This window comes from Nodularia sp. UHCC 0506 (genome assembly GCF_034931045.1).
GTDB lineage: Bacteria > Cyanobacteriota > Cyanobacteriia > Cyanobacteriales > Nostocaceae > Nodularia.
Genome location: NZ_JAYGHH010000001.1, coordinates 170,833 through 189,550, shown reverse-complemented (window position 1 = coordinate 189,550; position 18,718 = coordinate 170,833). Strand labels below are relative to the sequence as shown.

Genomic DNA, 18,718 nt, shown 5'->3' with positions numbered 1-18,718 from the left:
CTTTTCGCACAAGTCGCCAACCAAATGCGGGTGTACAGGATAAACTTTCAGAAGTGAAAAGACCTGATCCTGCTAGATAAGAGTGTTGAGTGCTGAGTATAAACATGATCAGCATTGTCTTCACCGAATATGGTTAAGGCTATAGATGATATGAGTTAGATAAAAATTATGGTTGTTCACCAGTTACTGCGCTTGGGGAATCACGGGTTAAAAGACCATCTTCCATTTCGACAATGCGATCTGCTATGTCTAAAATGCGGTTATCATGAGTCACTAGCAAGATGGAAGTTCCTTGTTCTTTAGCCAGACCTTGCATAATTTCCACTACATCACGTCCTGATTGTTTGTCTAAAGCAGCCGTAGGTTCATCTGCTAAAACTAATGGAGGACTATTGACTAGGGCGCGGGCGATCGCTATTCTTTGTTTTTGTCCACCAGAAAGGCTATCTGGGTAGAAAGTCACTTTATCCTGTAAACCAACTGCCCCTAGCATGGCTTGTGACTTAGAAATGGCTTCATTGGCAGTGACATTATTATTCAGTTCTACCGCCATTTGCACATTTTGTGTGGCGCTTAAAAAACCCAACAAATTGTGTGCTTGAAAAATATAACCAATATTACGCCGAATTTGTACTAGTCTATTTTGACTAGCACCAAACATTTCTACACCTAAAAACTGTAAACTGCCTTCTTGCACAGACCTTAATCCACCAATCAAGCTCAGTAATGTTGTTTTACCTGAACCTGAAGGGCCTGTCATAATGACAATCTCCCCAGGATAAACCTCTAGGTTAATGTCAAATAAAATCTGCTTTTTTAGTGCGCCTTTACCATAATAGTGGTTGAGATTTTTTATGGAAATTACAGGTTCTTGTCTCATATTCAAGTGGGTAATTAGGTGTTATTCTTTCCGAGACGGAAGTATATTGCCTGTAAATAATGAATACGTATCACTTACCAATTATAAATCAAATTTATTCATTAACATTTATAATTTAGATTTAGTTCGTAATTCGTAATTCGTAATTCGTAATTATTAAAAGATATCTGCTGGATCGGCAGAGCGTAATTTACGTACAGCGATCGCGCCAGAAACAAAACACATAACTATAGTTAAAATTAACACAGTTACTGCCCGTTCATAACTCATGAATACTGGTAGTAGTGTAGCATCTCTAGCACTAGAGTACATAAACATAGCTACAATCCATCCTGGAATATATCCTAAGCAAGCTAACAGCAATGCTTCTTGAAGTATAACGGTTAATAGGTACTTTTGTGTGTAACCTATTGCCTTCAATGTCGCATACTCTGACAAGTGATCGGAAACTTCAGTATAAAGGATTTGATAAACAATTACAGTCCCAACAATAAAACCCATAATTGTCCCTAAAGTGAAGATAAATCCAATAGCTGTACTGCTTGCCCAATAATTGCGCTCAAAATCAATAAACTCTTGTTTCGTTAAAACATTCATATCTTGAGGTAAATAATTCCGCAATTGTTGAGCGATAATATTAGCATTTTGTCCTGGTTTTAATCTTATTAGACCAATATCAATTAATCCTCGTTGACGATTGGCAAATATCCTCAAAAAGTTTACGTCACTGGTAATTAAATTACCATCTGCGCCAAAAGATGCACCTAAAGTAAACAGTCCATCTACTTTAACTCGTCTTCTTTGCACCTCTGCTGTTACAGCATTTCCTTTTTTTACCTCAGCCGCAATTGGTCCATATTCTTCTCTAGAAGAACTGTCAAATAAAACCACATCAGGTAGTTTTAATTTATCCAAATTTTCCTGAACCCCTGGCAAATCAAATATATTAGTTTCTGGATTCATACCAAATATCAGAATGCTTCGAGGACGACCCGTGACGGGGTTTCTCCAGGTGGTATAATCTAAATAGATTGGATGTACCGACTCTACTGCTTCTAATTCTAGAGCTTTATACAACCTTCTTTGAGAAAAGGTTTGCATTGCTAGTAAAGCATTAGATTGTTTATTAATTAAAACGATGTCACCTTTTAAGCTACCATGTAACCGCACGTTACTATAATAGAGGGCATCCCGAAAACCAATTTGCATAAACATGAGAATATCGGCAAAGGCAATTCCTGCCAAAGCCACGGCTAGGCGACTTTTGTCTCTCGTCAGTTGTAGCCAAGACAGGGGTATTTTACGAGCCATTATGCGTAATTCGTAGTTCGTAGTTCGTAGTTCGTAATTCGTACTTAAGAAAGCGATTTAACTTTAAATTTTGGATGGGAATATTTCATCCAAAATCTAAAATTTCTTTTTTGTCAAATTCTTGTCTGGAATTGGAATTAAGGCTCAATCAGAATCAGAATTAGACTCAGAATTAGAATTAGAATTAGAATTAGAATTAGAATTTAATTCTTTATTAATTTGGGCAAGTACCTTAGCATTTGTAAAACCAGAAACTTTCTGACTATCTTCTGGAGTTAAGGTAATTTTGACTTCCACAACTCTAGCGTCTACATCTGCTACGGGATCTGTACTTAAGACATCTTTCTTGCCAATTTTTCTGCCAATTTCAGTGACGGTTCCTGTTAATTCCCCGGCAAATGCTCCATTTTCGCTCGTGACAGTAGCGGTTTGACCTATGCGAACTTGAGAAATAGCGTCTTCAGGAACTTCAGCAACAACAGTCATTTGATTGGTTTCGCCAATTTCAGCAATGCCACTTGCACTGATAGATTCTCCTGATTTGGTGTGAACTGCTAAAATTTCGCCAGCAATTGGCGCTTGAACGTAGCTTAATTTTAGTTCTGCTTCGGCTCTTTTTACATTAGCGATCGCATTACTAACTTGAGCTTGTCCCCTCTGGATATCAGTCGGACGGAAGTCTTTAATTCGGCTCAATCTGGCTTGTTCTTCGTTAATTTGACTTTCCAAAGTCCTGATAGTTTGATCACGAGTCACTCTAGCTTCAACAAGTTGTTGTTGCAAAGTGGCAATAGTTTTTACCTGATTAGCTCTAGCCTCGGCTAGTTGTTGCCGTATAGTCTCCTGCGCTTTTCGCAGACTAGCTTGGGTTTCTCTAACTTGCTGATTAGCAGTTTGCGCTCTGAGTCTTCTGCTATCCCGTTCTTGCTGGGAAATAGCACCTTCTCGATATAAGAAATCATACCGTCCAGCATCAACTTGAGCATCACGCTGTTCGGCTTGGATGCGAGCAACTGTTGCTCTTAAGTTTTCTTGTTGTCCTCTGAGTTCAGCCTCTAAGCGTTCAACACCTGCTTGTTGAGCAACTTTTTCTCCACTTAGCTGGGCAGCTATCCGCGCAATTGCCGCTTGTTGAGCATCCCTTTCTCCGTTTAACTGGGCTTGTAAACGGGCAATGACTGCGGTTTGTGCTTCTATATCTCTGGGTGAAGCAACTCTGACTTGAGCTAAATTCGCCCGTGCTTCTTGTAGTCTGGCTTTTGCTTCTTCTAGAGCAGCTAGTTGGGTATCATGGTTATCTAAAATCGCCACGACTTGACCTTTTCTCACTCGCTCACCTTCACGCACGAAAAGCTGCTGAATTCGTGATGAAGATTGCAATCCAGCTGCGGGGGCTGAAAGTCTCAAAACTTCCCCTTTTGGTTCCAAACGCCCCACAGAACTAATGCTATTAGCCAGTGGTTTTACGGGTACAGGTACGCCTATTTTTTTTAGCTGCTCAACTTTGGCAGTAGTTAGTAGTCCCGCAGCGATTACAATTGGTAGGGCTACAGCGATACCCCACCAAATCTTAGGTTGTTCCGGATCAAGTAGCAGCTCTCTTGAGCCTTGCTTCTCAGTCACCCTTGACATGGTTGTTGCCCGTTTGTTGAATTGTGCTTATGAAAGTAAAAAGGTGAATTCGTAATTCGTAATTCGTAATTCGTAATTCGTAATTCGTAATTCGTAATTAGTAATTCGTAATTTGCAATTAGTAATTAAGAGGCATTAGACTTTATTTCAGTTTTTTGGTTTGTATCCATTGCACTCTTTTTTTTAATTGGTGTTAGCTTGATTCAAGCAATTTTTAGTAATTCGCACGCTGATAACAACAAAAACAAACAACAGTGGTTTTCTGATTGCAGCCTGGTATAAACTTAGTAAATATAATCACGCGGACTGGTATTTGTGAGGAAAATCTCACACGTGTTTTCTCAAACTTAGATCACTAATGCGAAATTTTTAGAGGCTATATCAACAGACTCAAAAAATTTGTCTGCGGCAAAAGTGAGTATATAGTCATACCAATTAGATGTGAACACTCGGTCAAATGTCGATAGCTGGTGCTTTATAGGCAATAACCAATACCACGGACTGACAAACTAAGCCTGCCTATTCAGGCTAATTAGGCACATTTATGGCTATTTTATGCCAGCTATCATTTATAAATGGGATTAATCAACGACCTACTACAAATATATGTCAAAGAGAGTATTCCTAACATTACAATTTCCTTAACTTTTTGGTGAACCAATTAGTAAGTTTTTTGCAGTCCTTTATACTGGGAATATTTACTCCAAGACTTTTCTGTTGTTGCCTAACTCCATTAAACTCTCATTGAATAAATCAATTCTACATTCATCAGTTACGGGAAAACGTAACAGAACCTACAGATGGAGGAGATGAGGATAATGGGGGATTAATCAGTATTAATTTAGGAAGAAAGCACTTTTATTCTGGGAGGTCAAATAATACTGTGGTCATGTAATTTTCTGCCCAATCTTTACCAAATGCTTTTTCTAATACTCGCCGGGTTTTGTCGTTTTGTTGCTGTTGGGTACAGTAGTTGCGTTGTCCAGCTAGAATTTGCAGGGCTTTTTCTGGGGAAACTGGACTGGAGGCGATCGCTTGGGTACAATGAATGTCTAACATTTGTTTGACACGAGACAGAAACATTGTCTCTTCTTCTGGGGAACCAGGACGCACAAAGATACAAAATTCTGAGAATATATGACCCCATTCGGGTAAATCACGGGGTTGGGAAAATGTTATCTGTTTGAGAGCGCTGAGTTCGGTGTTATATGATTCTGGTAAGGTGCGATTTAAGTCTACAGGAGATAGGTCTGCGATCGCGGCACTAATTTGACCTCTACCTCCAACTAAGTCACAACCAAACATGGGTATGTTATATTCTGGACGAGGAAACATTACACAATGCAAAATATCTAGCATATTTCCCACTTTTGCTAGTTCTAAGTGCATTTTGCGGAATTGGGGTGTTTGATAGCAGCGATTTTCTATAACCAGTTTCTCGCCTTCTAGTCTTCCTTCTACATACCCTAGTTCAGCAGGTAAGTGGTAAGGGGATAGTTCTAAGTGTTTATGCCAAACTGCTTCTATGCAATCAGCTAGTTGATGAATTAAGGGATGTTGTTGTTCTCTCAGCGAAGTGGTAGGAGTGTTTGACATCTTTTTCTTGCAAATGCTATCTAGTAGTCAGTCTACCTGCTGCTGTGTCACTTCTGTTTTGGCGGTAATATAAGAAAATATTTTTTTCTCGCGCATCAGCGTTCGCGCAGCGTGCCGGATGCTCTAGCGAAGTACGAAGTACGTTAGGCGCAAAGGCGCAAAGAAGACCGCAATAGGTCAGTGGTGGGTAGTATTTTGTCAAAAAATAATTGACAGATATATTTTCTGTAGAGACGACGATTTATCGCGTCTCTCCAACCTTTTGGGTAAATAAACTTGAAATAATCTCAAATCAACCTATTCAAAATTAGCCTGACGAATCCGAAACTTATTTTTCATAGCAATTACAATTCTGCCATTAAGTAAATCTTCACTATATAAGTTTAAAGTATCTATTAATAACTCATTTCTAGCTTCACGAGGTAAATTTTCTAAACGTAAAACTCCACAATGACGCTTTCTTTGCTGCCAAATCATCTGTTCAAAATCATTATCTGTAGTGACAATAACTCTTTTTTCCGCAACTGCCCATTCTAAAATATGCTCGTCTATCATTTCGGGGTTGGTGTCACTTACAAAAACTACATCATGACCTAATTTTTGCAACCAATTACCCAAAGTGCGACTAGCATTGACATCTATTAAAAATTTCATATATCCAAATTCAAGCAGCTGGTGCAACACAGAATGTGTGATGTCTTTAATTTTAATGATGTTTTTTACAGGTATTTTTTTTGTCAGAAAAATACATAAAACGCAGCATAAGTTATTAGGGATCAAGAATAATAGCTAATACAAAAAGATCAATAAATTAATTTGATTTTCATATATTATATGGTTTAGGATGCAGTTGCTCTGTCTACAACCTCTTCTTGAGAAACCAGATAATAAGCGTAAAATAACGCTGCTTGGATATCTTCTGGTTCTAATTCCGGGTAATCTTCCATAATTTCTTGATTACTAGCACCTTTAGCTAGTAATTCTAAAATCATTGCTACTGGTATTCTTAATCCCCGAATAATTGGTTTACCAGCCAAAATATTTTTGTCAAATTTAATCCTTTGTAGCAATTTGTTATCGCTCATTTTGAGTACCTTTGATAAGTCAAAATTCAAACTTGAAGAGGGAATTCTCTTCTTATCACTCTTAAACTCAATCCAGGTTCATTCTCAAGCTATACCTGTAATGGTTTTGGCTGGCATACTTCTTTAGCGATCGCTTATTTCCTTAACTTCACATTATATCTATATTCGTTTCAATCCCTGATAGGGATTATGGGTGATTTTAACTTATTTCACCCTTGACACCCAAGATTAAGAATGGAGTTTCAATCCCTAATAGGGATTATTGGTGATTTTAACAGCCCAGGTTTCAAAACCTTTAAATAAATATGTAGTTTTCAAGGTGCAGTTGCATCAATCCAAAACAACAATAACCTTTCAGGCACAAAGGTGTCAATACTAACACTTGAGCAAATATCCTCAAAAACAACTATAGCAATAGTTTCATGCCTTTGCGTCAACCTCAATTTTAGATTTAGAGGGTTTAAAACCATACAGTGTAAGCATTTGCGACGTTAAAATTCAACTTACTTTTTCAACATCTACTGGTTGATGCAAAATTCGCTATTGCCAGAAATCAGTTACATCATATTCCAAATCTTCTAACATCTGACGCAGCAGGGGTAAACTCAGTCCAATGACATTGCTGTGACAACCTTCGATTTTCTCCACAAATAAACTACCAAAACCCTCAAGGGCGAAAGCACCAGCACACTTGAGGGGTTCGCCTGTAGCAACATAAGCTTGAATAGTGCGATCGCTCATTTTGGCAAAATATACTCTTGTTACCTGACACTTAACTAAAGTACGGTTTTGGCTAAGGTCAATCAACACATGACCAGTATACAAGTCACCAAACTTACCTTGCATTAATTGCCAACGAGCGATCGCTTCGGTAGCATCGGCTGGCTTACCGTAAATCTCGCCATTCACCGCCAACACCGAATCACAACCCATAATCAAAGCTGATTCAAACTGGGGAACTACAGTTTCAGCCTTGCGTTGTGCCAAAATTTGTACTAACTGTGCAGGTTCATTGAGTTGAATTTGCGACTCGTCAAAATCACTAGGCTGAACTATCGGCGTAATCCCAACAGTTTGCAACAAGCGGTGGCGCGCCGGGGAAGCTGAAGCAAGTACAAATTGAGGTGTTTTCATTTCTGCTAAAAATGGCAATTTTCAATTAGGCATCAGGGAAGAATCTAGAAATTTCCCTTGATTCCCCGTTTCTTATTAATACACCGAGAAAGAACTTACAACATTGTCCATCAAGTTTTGAATTCTCGACCAACGTCTTTCGGGAATTGAAGCGTTGAAAGTATACAACTTGCCACGGCTGACAGCAACACTAGTGACATTGTGTCGGTCTTCCCGATTAGGCAATTTCACTTCATACTCTAAGATGTAATATGTTTTTCCCTTAGATTCTCGTTCAAAAGCGTTAACTAACTCCGCAGAACGACCAGAATCAGGAGGCGCAAGAGCCGCTTTTGCTAATTTGTATCCTACTTCTGTGGGTGTTCCCAATTCTGTCAAACTTTTGTTATCAGGTACAGGACTAATGACTACAGAGACATTTTCCGATATTTCAATCAAATCATGAAACACCACATCCGGGCCATTGGCAACTTTAACTTGTACCCAGCCATTAGGGTATAAAAACTCATAGCCATCATAAGAGTCTACAAAGCTGTTGAATCCAGCCGCAGCAGCTACACCAGGATTACTGAAGCTGATACTCAACACCAATAGCAAAATAAATACAATTTTTTTCCACATTTCTCAAGATTCCTTTGGGCTGGAAACGAAATCAGACAAGCTTGATTTCTCGTTTTCATTGTCCCATCAACCGGGTCGTTTCGCATGACTCACCGCCGCAGAAAATGGTTACAGATCCACAAATTCATCCGGAAAACTCAGAAACTACTGTGGCTCACCATTGGGAAAAATTAGCCAAAACCCGATATATCTAGACTAAACAGACATAAAATCGTTTTGGGGTTTTCTTCGGTGCTTCCCAGCGTCGGCAATCCGATATTCCGATATAATTAATAATTTAAAGCTAAAAGCTGATAGCTAGATAGATCAAGATGGATCTTGGAGATTGCTACCGTTTATTGGGCTTAAGGTCTGGAGCCTCCTTTGCTGACATCAAATCGTCTTACAGACGGTTGGCACAGCAATATCATCCCGATATTAACCCAAATGATATCAGAGCTAAAGATAAGTTTATTGCTTTAACAGAGGCTTACAAAGTCCTTTTAACAGTAGTACCTTCTGAGGAAATCGCTCAACCGTTAATTAATTCTTCTCCTTCTAGGCGTGATGCTACTCAGCCCACACGCTCAGAAAAAGTACCAACAAGCACAGTCACAGCCGAAAAACCGCCAAAACCCAAGCCACCTAAAGCAGCAAAGCCGCCGAATTTGGTGGAAATAGAACAGCGACTGAAGTGGAAGACTTATGAGCAATTGCAACGGTTTTTAAAAGAGAGAAGATTTCCCCAAGCGATCGCCTTGGTGGAAGCTTTGGCCGCACGTTTACCCACAGACACAGAAGTGCGTCAATGGCAAGCGATCGCCTATCAAATCTGGGGACGGGCGTTACTGACAGAAAATCAGCTGTTAAAAGCTAGAATATATCTCAAAAAAGCCCTGAAAACAGACCCTAATAATAAAGCTCTGTCAATAGAAGTGCAGCGAGACTTCCAAAAATTAGAGCAGCTTGATTAACAAAGGCTCATATTTGTCTGAAAACATCTCTCAAATGCTTACCTGGAAAGAAATATAGCATTTGGGAGTAAGAATTAGAGCTTGCTGAATAAATAGAAAACCCAGATAAATCAAAGGTTTGAGGCTGATCAACCCGCAGGTAGGTGCAAGGCTTCGCCGTGAACTTCAAAAAGTGTGAATTTTGGGTTGAATAAATCAGAAACTTTGGGAATGACAAATAACTGTTCCCTGCCTCCACGACAAAAATTTTATGCCTAACAGCACGCTACGCGAACAGCAAACCCGAATTAAATTCCCCAGACTGCAAGCAATTAACAATTTTTTAACTACCTTGGCGGTGGCATTGAAGTCAATTTAAATCTCGGCTTTTAACGGATTAATTCCACTTATCTATTTAAATAGATAAGAATTTATGCTATTTAATTCTATATATACTTGATATAAATTATCAACCATTTTAAACTCTATTGAGAAGAATACCAAATAGGTAATGAGTAAATCAACTTCCTCTCTAAACAGAGGATTTTTACAGTCCCTAACTTTACCAGTTGCAGGTTTAGCTATAGGATTACTAATTCTCGTAATATGTCTGATTTTCAGCGTTACCCTGGGCGCAGCAGATATCTCCCTAGATACGGTTTATACAGCCTTAACTGACTTTGATGGTTCTAAAGACCATTTAATTATTCGTACAGTCAGATTACCGCGATCGCTCCTCGCTATCATAGTGGGTGCAGCAATTGCCGTATCTGGTGCAATGATGCAAGGTATAACCCGCAACCCCTTAGCCGACCCCAGTATTTTAGGAATTAACGCCGGTGCATCCTTCGCTGTTGTCATGGCTATCTTTATCTTTGGTGCATCTGCACCCAATGTTTATATTTGGTATGCCTTCGCAGGTGCTGGAATTACCGCTATCAGCGTTTATTTCTTAGCTTCCCTTGGTAATAGTGGCATCACACCTCTCAATCTCACCATCTCTGGTGCAGCTATTAGCGCCTTACTTGCTTCACTAATCACCACCATCTTAATCATCAGTCAACGCACATTAGAAGAAATTCGCTTTTGGTTAGCAGGTTCCCTAGCAGGTGCTGATGCCAAAATCATTGCTCAAGTATTGCCGTACATTTGTATTGGCTTAATCTTGGCATTCCTCCTGGGAAGACAAATCACAATTCTCAGTCTGGGAGAAGATATCGCCCAAGGATTAGGTCAAAAAACCCTCTGGATAAAAATTGCCGCCGCCATTAGTGTCTTTCTTTTACAAGGTAGTGCAGTCGCCGTTGCTGGTGGAATTGGATTTATTGGTTTAATTGTTCCCCATATAGTTCGCTTCTTCGTTGGCGTAGATTACCGATGGATTTTACCTTATAGCGCCCTTTTCGGCGCAATTTTCCTGTTAAGTTCCGATATCTTTGCCAGATTGGTGATTCGACCCCAAGAAATCCCCGTAGGGATTATGACAGCCTTTGTGGGCGCACCATTCTTCATTTATTTAGCCAAAAATAAAATCAAAAAATGAGGAATAATAGCTTAATTTTCCGCTCTAAAACATTGCCGATTTCTTTCCGCCTGCAAAAACGTGTTCCCATTGTTCTACTGATTTTAATAATTATCACTTTGGTAACAATGATAATTAGCACTTCCGTCGGCGAATATCCCACACCACCCCTAGCCGTAATCCAAACAGTTTTGGGCATAGATACAGGAAATCCCGAATATGCTTTTGTGATCAAAACCCTCAGATTACCACGAACTTTAACAGCCGGACTTGTGGGCATGGCTTTAGCAACTTCTGGAACAATTATGCAAGGCATCACCAGAAATCCTTTAGCCGCCCCTGGTATCATTGGGATTAATGCTGGTGCTGCTTTAGCGACGGTGGCTTTGATTGTGCTGTTTCCCAATTTATCGGCAGGAACTTTGCCTGTAGCCGCCTTTATTGGGGCTTTAACAGCTTCTGTGGCTATTTATCTACTGGCTTGGGATAGTGGTACTCACCCCATTCGCCTAATTTTAATTGGTGTGGGAATTTCTACTATCACTGGTGCTTTTACTAGCTTATTAGTCACATTTGGTAACATTAATAGTGTTAATCAAGCTTTAGTTTGGCTAGCTGGTAGTGTTTATGGCCGCACTTGGGAACAGCTAACAGCTTTGTTACCTTGGTTAATAGTATTTATCCCTTTAGCTTTAGCCAACGCCCCACAATTAAACGCTTTAGCTTTAGGGGATGAATTAGCAGCAGGTTTAGGTAGTCGAGTCGAGTGGCAACGCAGTTCTTTAATATTCATTAGTGCGGCACTTTCTGGTGCAGCAGTCGCCACTGCGGGAACTATTGGTTTTGTGGGATTAATTGCTCCCCACATTGCCCGTCAGTTAGTGGGTGGTAATCATCAAGGGTTACTTCTCACATCGGCAATACTAGGAGCAATGATTGTCGTTATTGCTGATTTGTTGGGCAGAATTGTATTTGCACCCGTGGAACTTCCTTGTGGAATTGTCACCGCTTTAATTGGCGCTCCTTACTTTATATATCTATTAATAACAACTCGGAAAAAATGAAATTAGATACTCAGCTTTCTCATCAATTATCAGCAAAGAACTTAACTTTAGGTTATGATGGTGTCACCATTATCAAAAATTTAGATTTGACCATTCCCCAAGGAAAAATTACTGCCTTAGTCGGTGCTAATGGTTGCGGTAAATCTACACTTCTCCGGGGTTTGGCAAGATTACTAAAACCCCACGCAGGTACAGTTTATTTAAATGCGGCTGATTTATTTAAAATATCAACAAAAGATGTTGCTAAAAAATTAGGAATTCTCTCTCAAGGGCCAGTTGCACCAGAAGGTTTAACAGTTAGAGACTTAGTAGCTTGTGGACGATTTCCTTATCAAAACTGGATGCAGCAATGGACTAAAGAAGATGAAAGATTTGTAGACATGGCCTTAGAAACCACTAGAATGAAAGAGTTCGCTGAACGTGAGTTAGATACTCTCTCTGGTGGACAGCGACAACGAGCTTGGATTGCAATGGCACTAGCGCAGGATACTGATATATTGCTGTTAGATGAACCAACAACTTTTTTAGATTTAGCCCATCAAATAGAAGTTTTAGATTTGCTATGGGAATTAAACCAAAAGCATAGCAGAACTTTAGTGATGGTACTGCATGATTTAAATCAAGCTTGTCGTTATGCAGATTATTTGGTAGCGGTAAAGCAGGGTAAGATTTATGGTTATGGTACGCCAGAAGAAGTAATGAATAAAACTACTGTGCAGGAAGTATTTGGGTTAGATTCTCAGATTGTTACAGACCCCGTTGCTGGGACACCAATGTGTATCCCCATTAGTCGGATACGCTGTTGATGAATAGATATAACAACTGTCCTGGCCGTTAGTACATGACAATCAGCCAGGAAGTTACATTGGAATTTGTACCGTGAACTCAGTTCCTTGACCTAGTTCAGACCATACATTTAAGCTACCACCATGTTTTTCTACCACAATTTGGCGGGCGATCGCTAATCCCAATCCCGTACCTTTCCCCACAGTTTTGGTAGTGAATAAATGGTCAAATATTTTTCCTTGTAGCTCTTGTGTCATCCCCTTGCCATTATCGTGGATATGGATGTATGCCTGGTTTGATCTAACTTCAGTACGAATAGTAATTATTTGGGGATTGGCTTCCAGTTCTTTGAAGGATTGAGTTTGCGCCATTTCTTCAAACATATCAATGGCATTGGCCAGGATATTCATAAATACCTGGTTTAACTGTCCAGGGAAGCATTCGATGATGGGTAAATCTCCCAAGGATTGTATGACTTGAATCTCTGGACGGTGTTCGTTAGCTTTGAGGCGGTATTTCAAAATTAACAACGTGCTATGAAGTCCGTCATGGAGATTGGCTCTGACTTTGTGTTCGGTATCAGCACGGCAGAAGATACGGAGGCTATTACTTATATTTTTCATGCGATTCGCTGCTCCTTTCATCGAATCGAGTAACTTCAGTAAGTCTTCCCGCAGAAATGCCAAATCGATATCTTCGACATTTTCTTGAATTAGCTCAATTGGGTTGGGATAGTGCTGTTGATAAAAAGCTAAATGTCCCAGTAAATCTTGCACATATTCTTTGCAATTGTTGATGCTGCCATTGAGGAAACCGATGGGGTTATTGATTTCATGGGCAACCCCAGCGAGCAGATTTCCCAGAGATGCCATTTTTTCGCTTTGAATCACCTGCAATTGGGATTGTTCAAGCTGTTGGTTGTAGGTTTGTGCTTGTTGATAGAGGCGGGCATTTTCTAGGGAAATGGCGGCTTGGGTACAGAGGAAATTGAGAATCAGGAGGCGATCGCTGGTAAAAACACCTCTGGTGAGGCGGTTTTTCAGGTATAAAATACCAATCAGATTACCTTGATTCAGCAGTGGTAAACACAGAATACTCTTGGGTTGGCCTTGTCTGAGGTATTCATCAATTACGGGTAAGTCAGTTTTTAGTTGGTCAATCACCACCGTTTCTTGAGTATTTTTCACATACTGAATTAATTTGACCGGGACATTGGGATGATTGGTGAGAGGTTCAGCAATCAGTTGTACATCATCAGGTGAGGCGATGGCACGTACTTGCCATTCTCCGGTTTCGTTGGGGAGTATTAAGGCACAGCGATCGCCTCCTGAGTTTTGCAAAATAATTTGGGTGAGTTGGTGGAGTAGCTCATTCAATTGAATGTTTCTGGAGAGGGCTTGAGAAGCTTTGAGGATAGCAGCAAAATCGAGAGCTTGGTTAATGCTATTACTATTGGAACTGTGATAGGTGCTGTTATCAACTGATGTCGTAGGCGCGACAAGAGTTACCAGTGTGCTTAACACATCAACCGATGTTCCTTGTTCCAAGATGGGGCGCAGCAATTCGGGATAGTGGATTTCTAAATCAACAACTTTGGCTTTAGCACCCCAGCGACTGTAAAAATAGTAAGCTTCTTGCATATAGCCTGCGGCGACTTTCTCTTTGTCCCAATTGAGATAAAATTTGGCAGCAAGTTCGTTAGCCAGGGCTTCTTCTTGAATAAATCCGTTGGCTTTTGCTCCCGCAATGGCGCGATCATATAAATCTGCGGCTGCGTAATTTTCTCCCCACACCCGTTGTTTTTCTGCCTCGATTAAATCCACCTTATGTTGGTGATTCATGGGTGCCTGATGTGCAAATTGAGCCAGATTCGTTTGATGGGTTTGAGCAATTGCCAGAATTTCACTTTGCTCCTGTTCTGGTTGACTCAGTAAGCATTTTAAATAAGTCAGGGCTGCATAAAAATAAAAAATAGGCACAAAAAATGTGCCTGATAAAGCTGCTATGTATGACTGTGCTTGAGTCACATAATTAATTGCATCTTGATAATTACCAAAGTAATAAGCCAGTAATAACTTATATATATAAACTTCAGCGATCGCTGTGCCATCTTGATCTTGCTGGTGCTTAGGCAGCATCGCTATTTCATTGTAAGAATTTCCGGTTAAACAATGTGGTTGACTAACTATCTCCATAAAATTTTCTGCTGTTTGTTTTCCTAAATCTATATAGGCTTGAGCCGCATATTGTTTCACCTGAGCTAAAGCCAGACTATAGTGAGCCATGTCTTGAACAAAATCACTCAATTCTCCACCACTAAAAAATCGGGAATTGCTGTGGATGGCTAAGGAAAAACCAGCGTACATAAAATTACCAGTCTCCATCCCCACATCAAAAGCTGTTTTCAAGGTTGGGATTGAGTTCTGCAATGGCTCTTTATGGAGTTGAATAAAGCTGCCAAACAGGAACATAACGATGGGCTTAATTTCTGGGGTATTAAATTTTTCTAGTAAATTTAAAGCGACCTTGCCAAATTCATAGCCTGTAGCTTTATCTCCTAAAAAGGCAGACATGACTAATCCGTGTATGGCATAGCCGATGGTTGATGATACTGTATTTCCCCATTGCAAAGATAGACTGACCATATTGGAACTTAGCAAAGGTAATAAACTGGGCATACCTTGAATCATGGGTGGAAATAAGATGCCCATAATACGCATTGCTGCTTGGGTAACACTATCATTGGTAACTGGTAAATCGACTAATGTTTCTACTGGAATATTTTCCAACTGGGTACTGAGGGTTTGTAGTGCTGTAGTAATCTCTGTTTCGTTGGCTTCTTCGGGTAGTTCAACTCCCAATAGGGATAAAGCTGTTCTGCCCACAGCGATCGCCTCTAAAACATGACTTTGTAAAGTGTTGGCGGCAATTTGAATTTCATAAATTTTCACGCGGTCTAGAACTGTTTGCGCTTGCTGTAAAACTAATGCTGCTTGCTGTTCCATACCCTCAAAGTCGCCATTCAAATAACTGACTTCAGTAGATGTGATATACAGATTTAAAGTTAATTCATATTGATTTTGCCAACAGTTACTGTCTAATAAAGTAAGTCCTGTTTGTAAATAAGTCCTTGCTGCGGGATAGGCTGTAGAATTTCTTGCCTTAACTCCAGCTTGTAAATTGAGTTGAGCTAATTCTTGGCGATCGCTTGGTTGACTAATTAGGCATTGTCCTAAATTCAACTGCCCAACAATATCAAACAATTTCTCCTGTTGTTCCATTTCCGAGGAATTGTGTATTAGTAATTGTCCGATACTGAGATGAGTTTTAGATTTCTCCTGTTCTGGAATCAAAGAATAAGCAGCTTGTTGGACGCGATCATGCAGAAACCGATAATGGAGGGTTTCCTGTGGGGTATGCTGTTTTGCTTGCGTTTCTGACAAATAAAATTTGTACAAATCGCTTTGGGGTAGAATTAACCCTTCCTGTAACGCTTTCCACAATGTCGTTGCTACTTCTGTTGGAGATTGCTGGGAAACAATCGCCAGCGTATTTAAATCAAACTGTGCGCCAATACAAGCCGCTAGTTTTAAAATCTCTTGGGTTGCTTCTGGCAGCTTTTGCAATTGCTGCGCCATCAACTCAACCACATCATCGCTCAAAGCCGCATCTTGCACTTGCACAATATCACACTGCCAATGTCCTGCATCCAGGTCAAAGCTGATTAACTGGTCTTGATATAATGCTCTCAAAAACTGGGTAGCAAAGAAGGGATTACCCTGAGTTTTCTGCATTGTCAGTTCTGTCAGTGGTTGCACCAAGGATGTGGGAGCATGAAGGGTATCAGCAATCAAGTGATTGAGACTGCTAAAACTTAAGGGTTGTAGAGTGATGGTGTGGATTTTTGCACCAGTTTTCTCCATCTCATTGAGGGTCAATATCAACGGGTGGGCGGCAAACACCTCATTATCCCGATACGCGCCTAATAGTAATAAACAGCCCGGTTGCGACTTAGACATTAACACCTGAATCAAATTCAACGAAGCTGAATCTGCCCATTGCAAATCATCCACAAACATCACTAACGGGTGTTCGGAAGTAGTAAAGACTTGAATAAACCTTTGAAATAATAAATTAAACCGATTTTGGGCTGCACTTCCTGATAATTCCGGTGTTGGGGGTTGTGCGCCAATAATCCGTTCCAGTTGGGGAATTAGTTCTACAATCACTTGGGCATTTTCTCCCAGTGCTGCTAAAATTTGAGTTTTCCACTGTTGCAGTTGGGTATCGCTTTCACTGAGTAATTGCCCTATTAAGTCCCGGAAGGCTTGCACAAAGGCCGAAAAGGGAATGTTACGATTAAATTGGTCAAATTTGCCTTTGATGAAATAACCCCGTTGTTTGACAATCGGCTTATGCACTTCATTGATAGCGGCTGTTTTGCCAATTCCCGAAAACCCAGCCACCAGCATCATTTCTGATGTGCCTTGGGCAACCCGTTCAAAAGCATCTAGCAGGGTTTTGACTTCGGTTTCCCTGCCATATAGCTTTTCGGGAATGAGAAAGCGATCGCATAAATCCCTCTGTCCTAATCCAAATTCCCCAATTGACCCTGTTTGTTTCCACTGGCTGTAACATTCACCTAAATCATGTTTGAGTCCCAAGGCACTTTGATAGCGGTCTTCGGCATTTTTTGCCATCAACTTGGCGACAATTGCCCCTAACATTTCCGGCACATCGGTATTTATTTCATGGGCAGGTATGGCAATTTTGGCGATGTGACAATGCACCAATTCTAAGGGATCATCGGCAAAGAAGGGTAAGCGATCTGTTAGCAATTGATACAGGGTGACACCAAGGGTATAAAAATCACTGCGATAATCGATACCGCGATTCATTCGTCCCGTTTGTTCGGGGGCCAGATATGCCAAAGTTCCTTCCAGGGTGTTGGGGTTTTGGATTTCCTGGGTTTCTTTGGGCAGCACTGAGGCAATGCTAAAGTCTATCAGTTTAACTTGCTTGGATTCTGGATGAATGAGGATGTTGGCAGGTTTAATGTCTTTATGGATAACTCGATGTTGTTGTAGTTCGTGGAGGATGTCTGCCAATTGGATGGCAATTTCCAAAATATCTGTTATGTCTAATGGCTGTTGCTGGATATATTTTTCTAGGGATGTACCACCCCAATCTGCCATGATTAGGACATAGCCATGACCAAATAACTCTAGGCTTAGGGGTTGAATAATGCCAGCAATGGGCAAATTTTTGGCGATCGTATACTGATTGTGGAAATGTATTAATTCCCCAAATCTGGGATACTCTTGTTGTAGCACCTTAATTACCACGGCTAATTGCTGGTCATTATGTATGGCTCGATACACAGATGTTCGAGAACCCAGATAGAGTTGCTCGGTGATGGTGTAACCAGAAATTTCTGGGAATTTTGGTGTGGAAGGTATCATATACTGGAGGACTAATAATTGCTCTGTTAAATTATTACTGTGATTAAAATGCCCAAAAATACTAGTAATCTAACAATTTTAGCTTAACTTAATGTGAAGCCGAGTAGTTCTCATGTAATGGCTCAGGTTTATGTCTATGATTTTATAAATTTCTATTAATAAGGGTTCTATCGTACTTGTTACATTAAACTAAAATTCTGCCACAAGGAACAGGGAACAGAGAACAGGGATAAAAAAGAAATCTTTCCCAAACATTGAGGATAATCAGTTTGAGTTCCTTGTATGATCAGGATTCTGGCTTTTTTAAAGCAGAGTTAGCATAATAGATACTAAAGAACCTTAATCAACATCTTCTGAAAACAATCAAAATCTGATCATGACAATTCCCTTCGGGAGCGATAGGCATAGCCTCTTTTGATGATTTTTTATGTCCCAGTTTACAATTACAGTAAATGTCAAGTTATTTGCTGCTTATCAAGAAGCCTATGGGGTGTCAGAACTAATACTGGAATTTCCTTATGGTACGACGGTAAGCGCAGTGTGCGATCGCCTGATTGCTGAACACCCAGAACTCAACCAATGGCGTGATATTACCCGTTTTGGGATTAATTTAATATTTGTTGAACCAGATAGCCTACTGCAAGATGGCGATGAAGTTGTGCTAATTCCCCCTGTCAGTGGGGGTTAATGTTT

General features: G+C 40.2%; 14 protein-coding genes. 5 read left to right on the top strand and 9 right to left on the bottom strand.

Features of this window, described 5'->3' with window-relative positions; all coding sequences use genetic code 11:
- Window positions 1-166: 166 nt before the first annotated feature.
- The 8 genes from VB654_RS00885 to psbP form a co-directional block, all read right to left on the bottom strand.
- Entirely contained in the window at window positions 167-880 is a 714-nt protein-coding gene (locus tag VB654_RS00885) for a DevA family ABC transporter ATP-binding protein (protein WP_323211386.1), read from the bottom strand.
- A gap of 156 nt (window positions 881-1,036) precedes the next feature.
- The gene (gene devC / locus VB654_RS00880) at window positions 1,037-2,191 is read right to left on the bottom strand and encodes an ABC transporter permease DevC (RefSeq protein ID WP_323211385.1); all 1,155 of its coding nucleotides are present in this window, start codon (window positions 2,189-2,191) and stop codon (window positions 1,037-1,039) included.
- A gap of 144 nt (window positions 2,192-2,335) precedes the next feature.
- On the bottom strand, window positions 2,336-3,823 hold the full coding sequence (locus VB654_RS00875) for an HlyD family efflux transporter periplasmic adaptor subunit (protein WP_323211384.1): 1,488 nt from the start codon (window positions 3,821-3,823) through the stop codon (window positions 2,336-2,338).
- 858 nt (window positions 3,824-4,681) lie between these two features.
- On the bottom strand, window positions 4,682-5,419 hold the full coding sequence (locus VB654_RS00870) for a phycocyanobilin:ferredoxin oxidoreductase (RefSeq protein WP_323211383.1): 738 nt from the start codon (window positions 5,417-5,419) through the stop codon (window positions 4,682-4,684).
- Window positions 5,420-5,716: 297 nt separating this feature from the next.
- A complete protein-coding gene (locus VB654_RS00865) occupies window positions 5,717-6,073 on the bottom strand; it encodes a DUF5615 family PIN-like protein (protein WP_323211381.1) in 357 nt (118 codons plus the stop codon).
- 185 nt (window positions 6,074-6,258) lie between these two features.
- Window positions 6,259-6,504 carry a DUF433 domain-containing protein gene (locus tag VB654_RS00860; RefSeq protein ID WP_323211379.1) on the bottom strand — a complete coding sequence of 82 codons (246 nt, stop codon included), beginning with the start codon at window positions 6,502-6,504 and terminating at the stop codon, window positions 6,259-6,261.
- Window positions 6,505-7,044: 540 nt separating this feature from the next.
- Window positions 7,045-7,638, bottom strand: a complete 594-nt coding sequence (locus tag VB654_RS00855; RefSeq protein ID WP_323211377.1) for a nucleoside triphosphate pyrophosphatase — start codon at window positions 7,636-7,638, stop codon at window positions 7,045-7,047.
- 75 nt (window positions 7,639-7,713) lie between these two features.
- The gene (gene psbP, locus VB654_RS00850) at window positions 7,714-8,259 is read right to left on the bottom strand and encodes a photosystem II reaction center PsbP (RefSeq protein WP_323211376.1); all 546 of its coding nucleotides are present in this window, start codon (window positions 8,257-8,259) and stop codon (window positions 7,714-7,716) included.
- A gap of 311 nt (window positions 8,260-8,570) precedes the next feature.
- Between psbP and VB654_RS00845 the strand changes: the two genes are divergently transcribed.
- The 4 genes from VB654_RS00845 to VB654_RS00830 all read left to right on the top strand — a co-directional run bounded on the left by VB654_RS00845 (window position 8,571) and on the right by VB654_RS00830 (window position 12,583).
- Window positions 8,571-9,212 (top strand): J domain-containing protein, encoded by a 642-nt coding sequence (locus VB654_RS00845; protein ID WP_323211375.1) that lies wholly within the window; start codon window positions 8,571-8,573, stop codon window positions 9,210-9,212.
- Window positions 9,213-9,702: 490 nt separating this feature from the next.
- Complete coding sequence (locus VB654_RS00840) at window positions 9,703-10,734, top strand: iron ABC transporter permease (RefSeq protein ID WP_323211374.1); 1,032 nt, start codon at window positions 9,703-9,705, stop codon at window positions 10,732-10,734.
- Complete coding sequence (locus VB654_RS00835; protein WP_323211373.1) at window positions 10,731-11,777, top strand: iron ABC transporter permease; 1,047 nt, start codon at window positions 10,731-10,733, stop codon at window positions 11,775-11,777. Before VB654_RS00840 ends, VB654_RS00835 begins: the two co-directional genes overlap by 4 nt.
- Window positions 11,774-12,583 (top strand): ABC transporter ATP-binding protein, encoded by an 810-nt coding sequence (locus VB654_RS00830; RefSeq protein WP_323211371.1) that lies wholly within the window; start codon window positions 11,774-11,776, stop codon window positions 12,581-12,583. Before VB654_RS00835 ends, VB654_RS00830 begins: the two co-directional genes overlap by 4 nt.
- Window positions 12,584-12,637: 54 nt before the next feature.
- Here the strand turns inward: VB654_RS00830 and VB654_RS00825 are convergent, their stop codons facing one another.
- Window positions 12,638-18,025, bottom strand: coding sequence for an AAA family ATPase (locus VB654_RS00825; protein WP_323211370.1), 5,388 nt, complete (start codon window positions 18,023-18,025; stop codon window positions 12,638-12,640).
- Between the two features lie 427 nt (window positions 18,026-18,452).
- Here VB654_RS00825 and VB654_RS00820 point away from each other — a divergent pair, with 427 nt between their 5' ends.
- Entirely contained in the window at window positions 18,453-18,713 is a 261-nt protein-coding gene (locus VB654_RS00820; RefSeq protein ID WP_323211369.1) for a MoaD/ThiS family protein, read from the top strand.
- Window positions 18,714-18,718 lie beyond the last annotated feature (5 nt).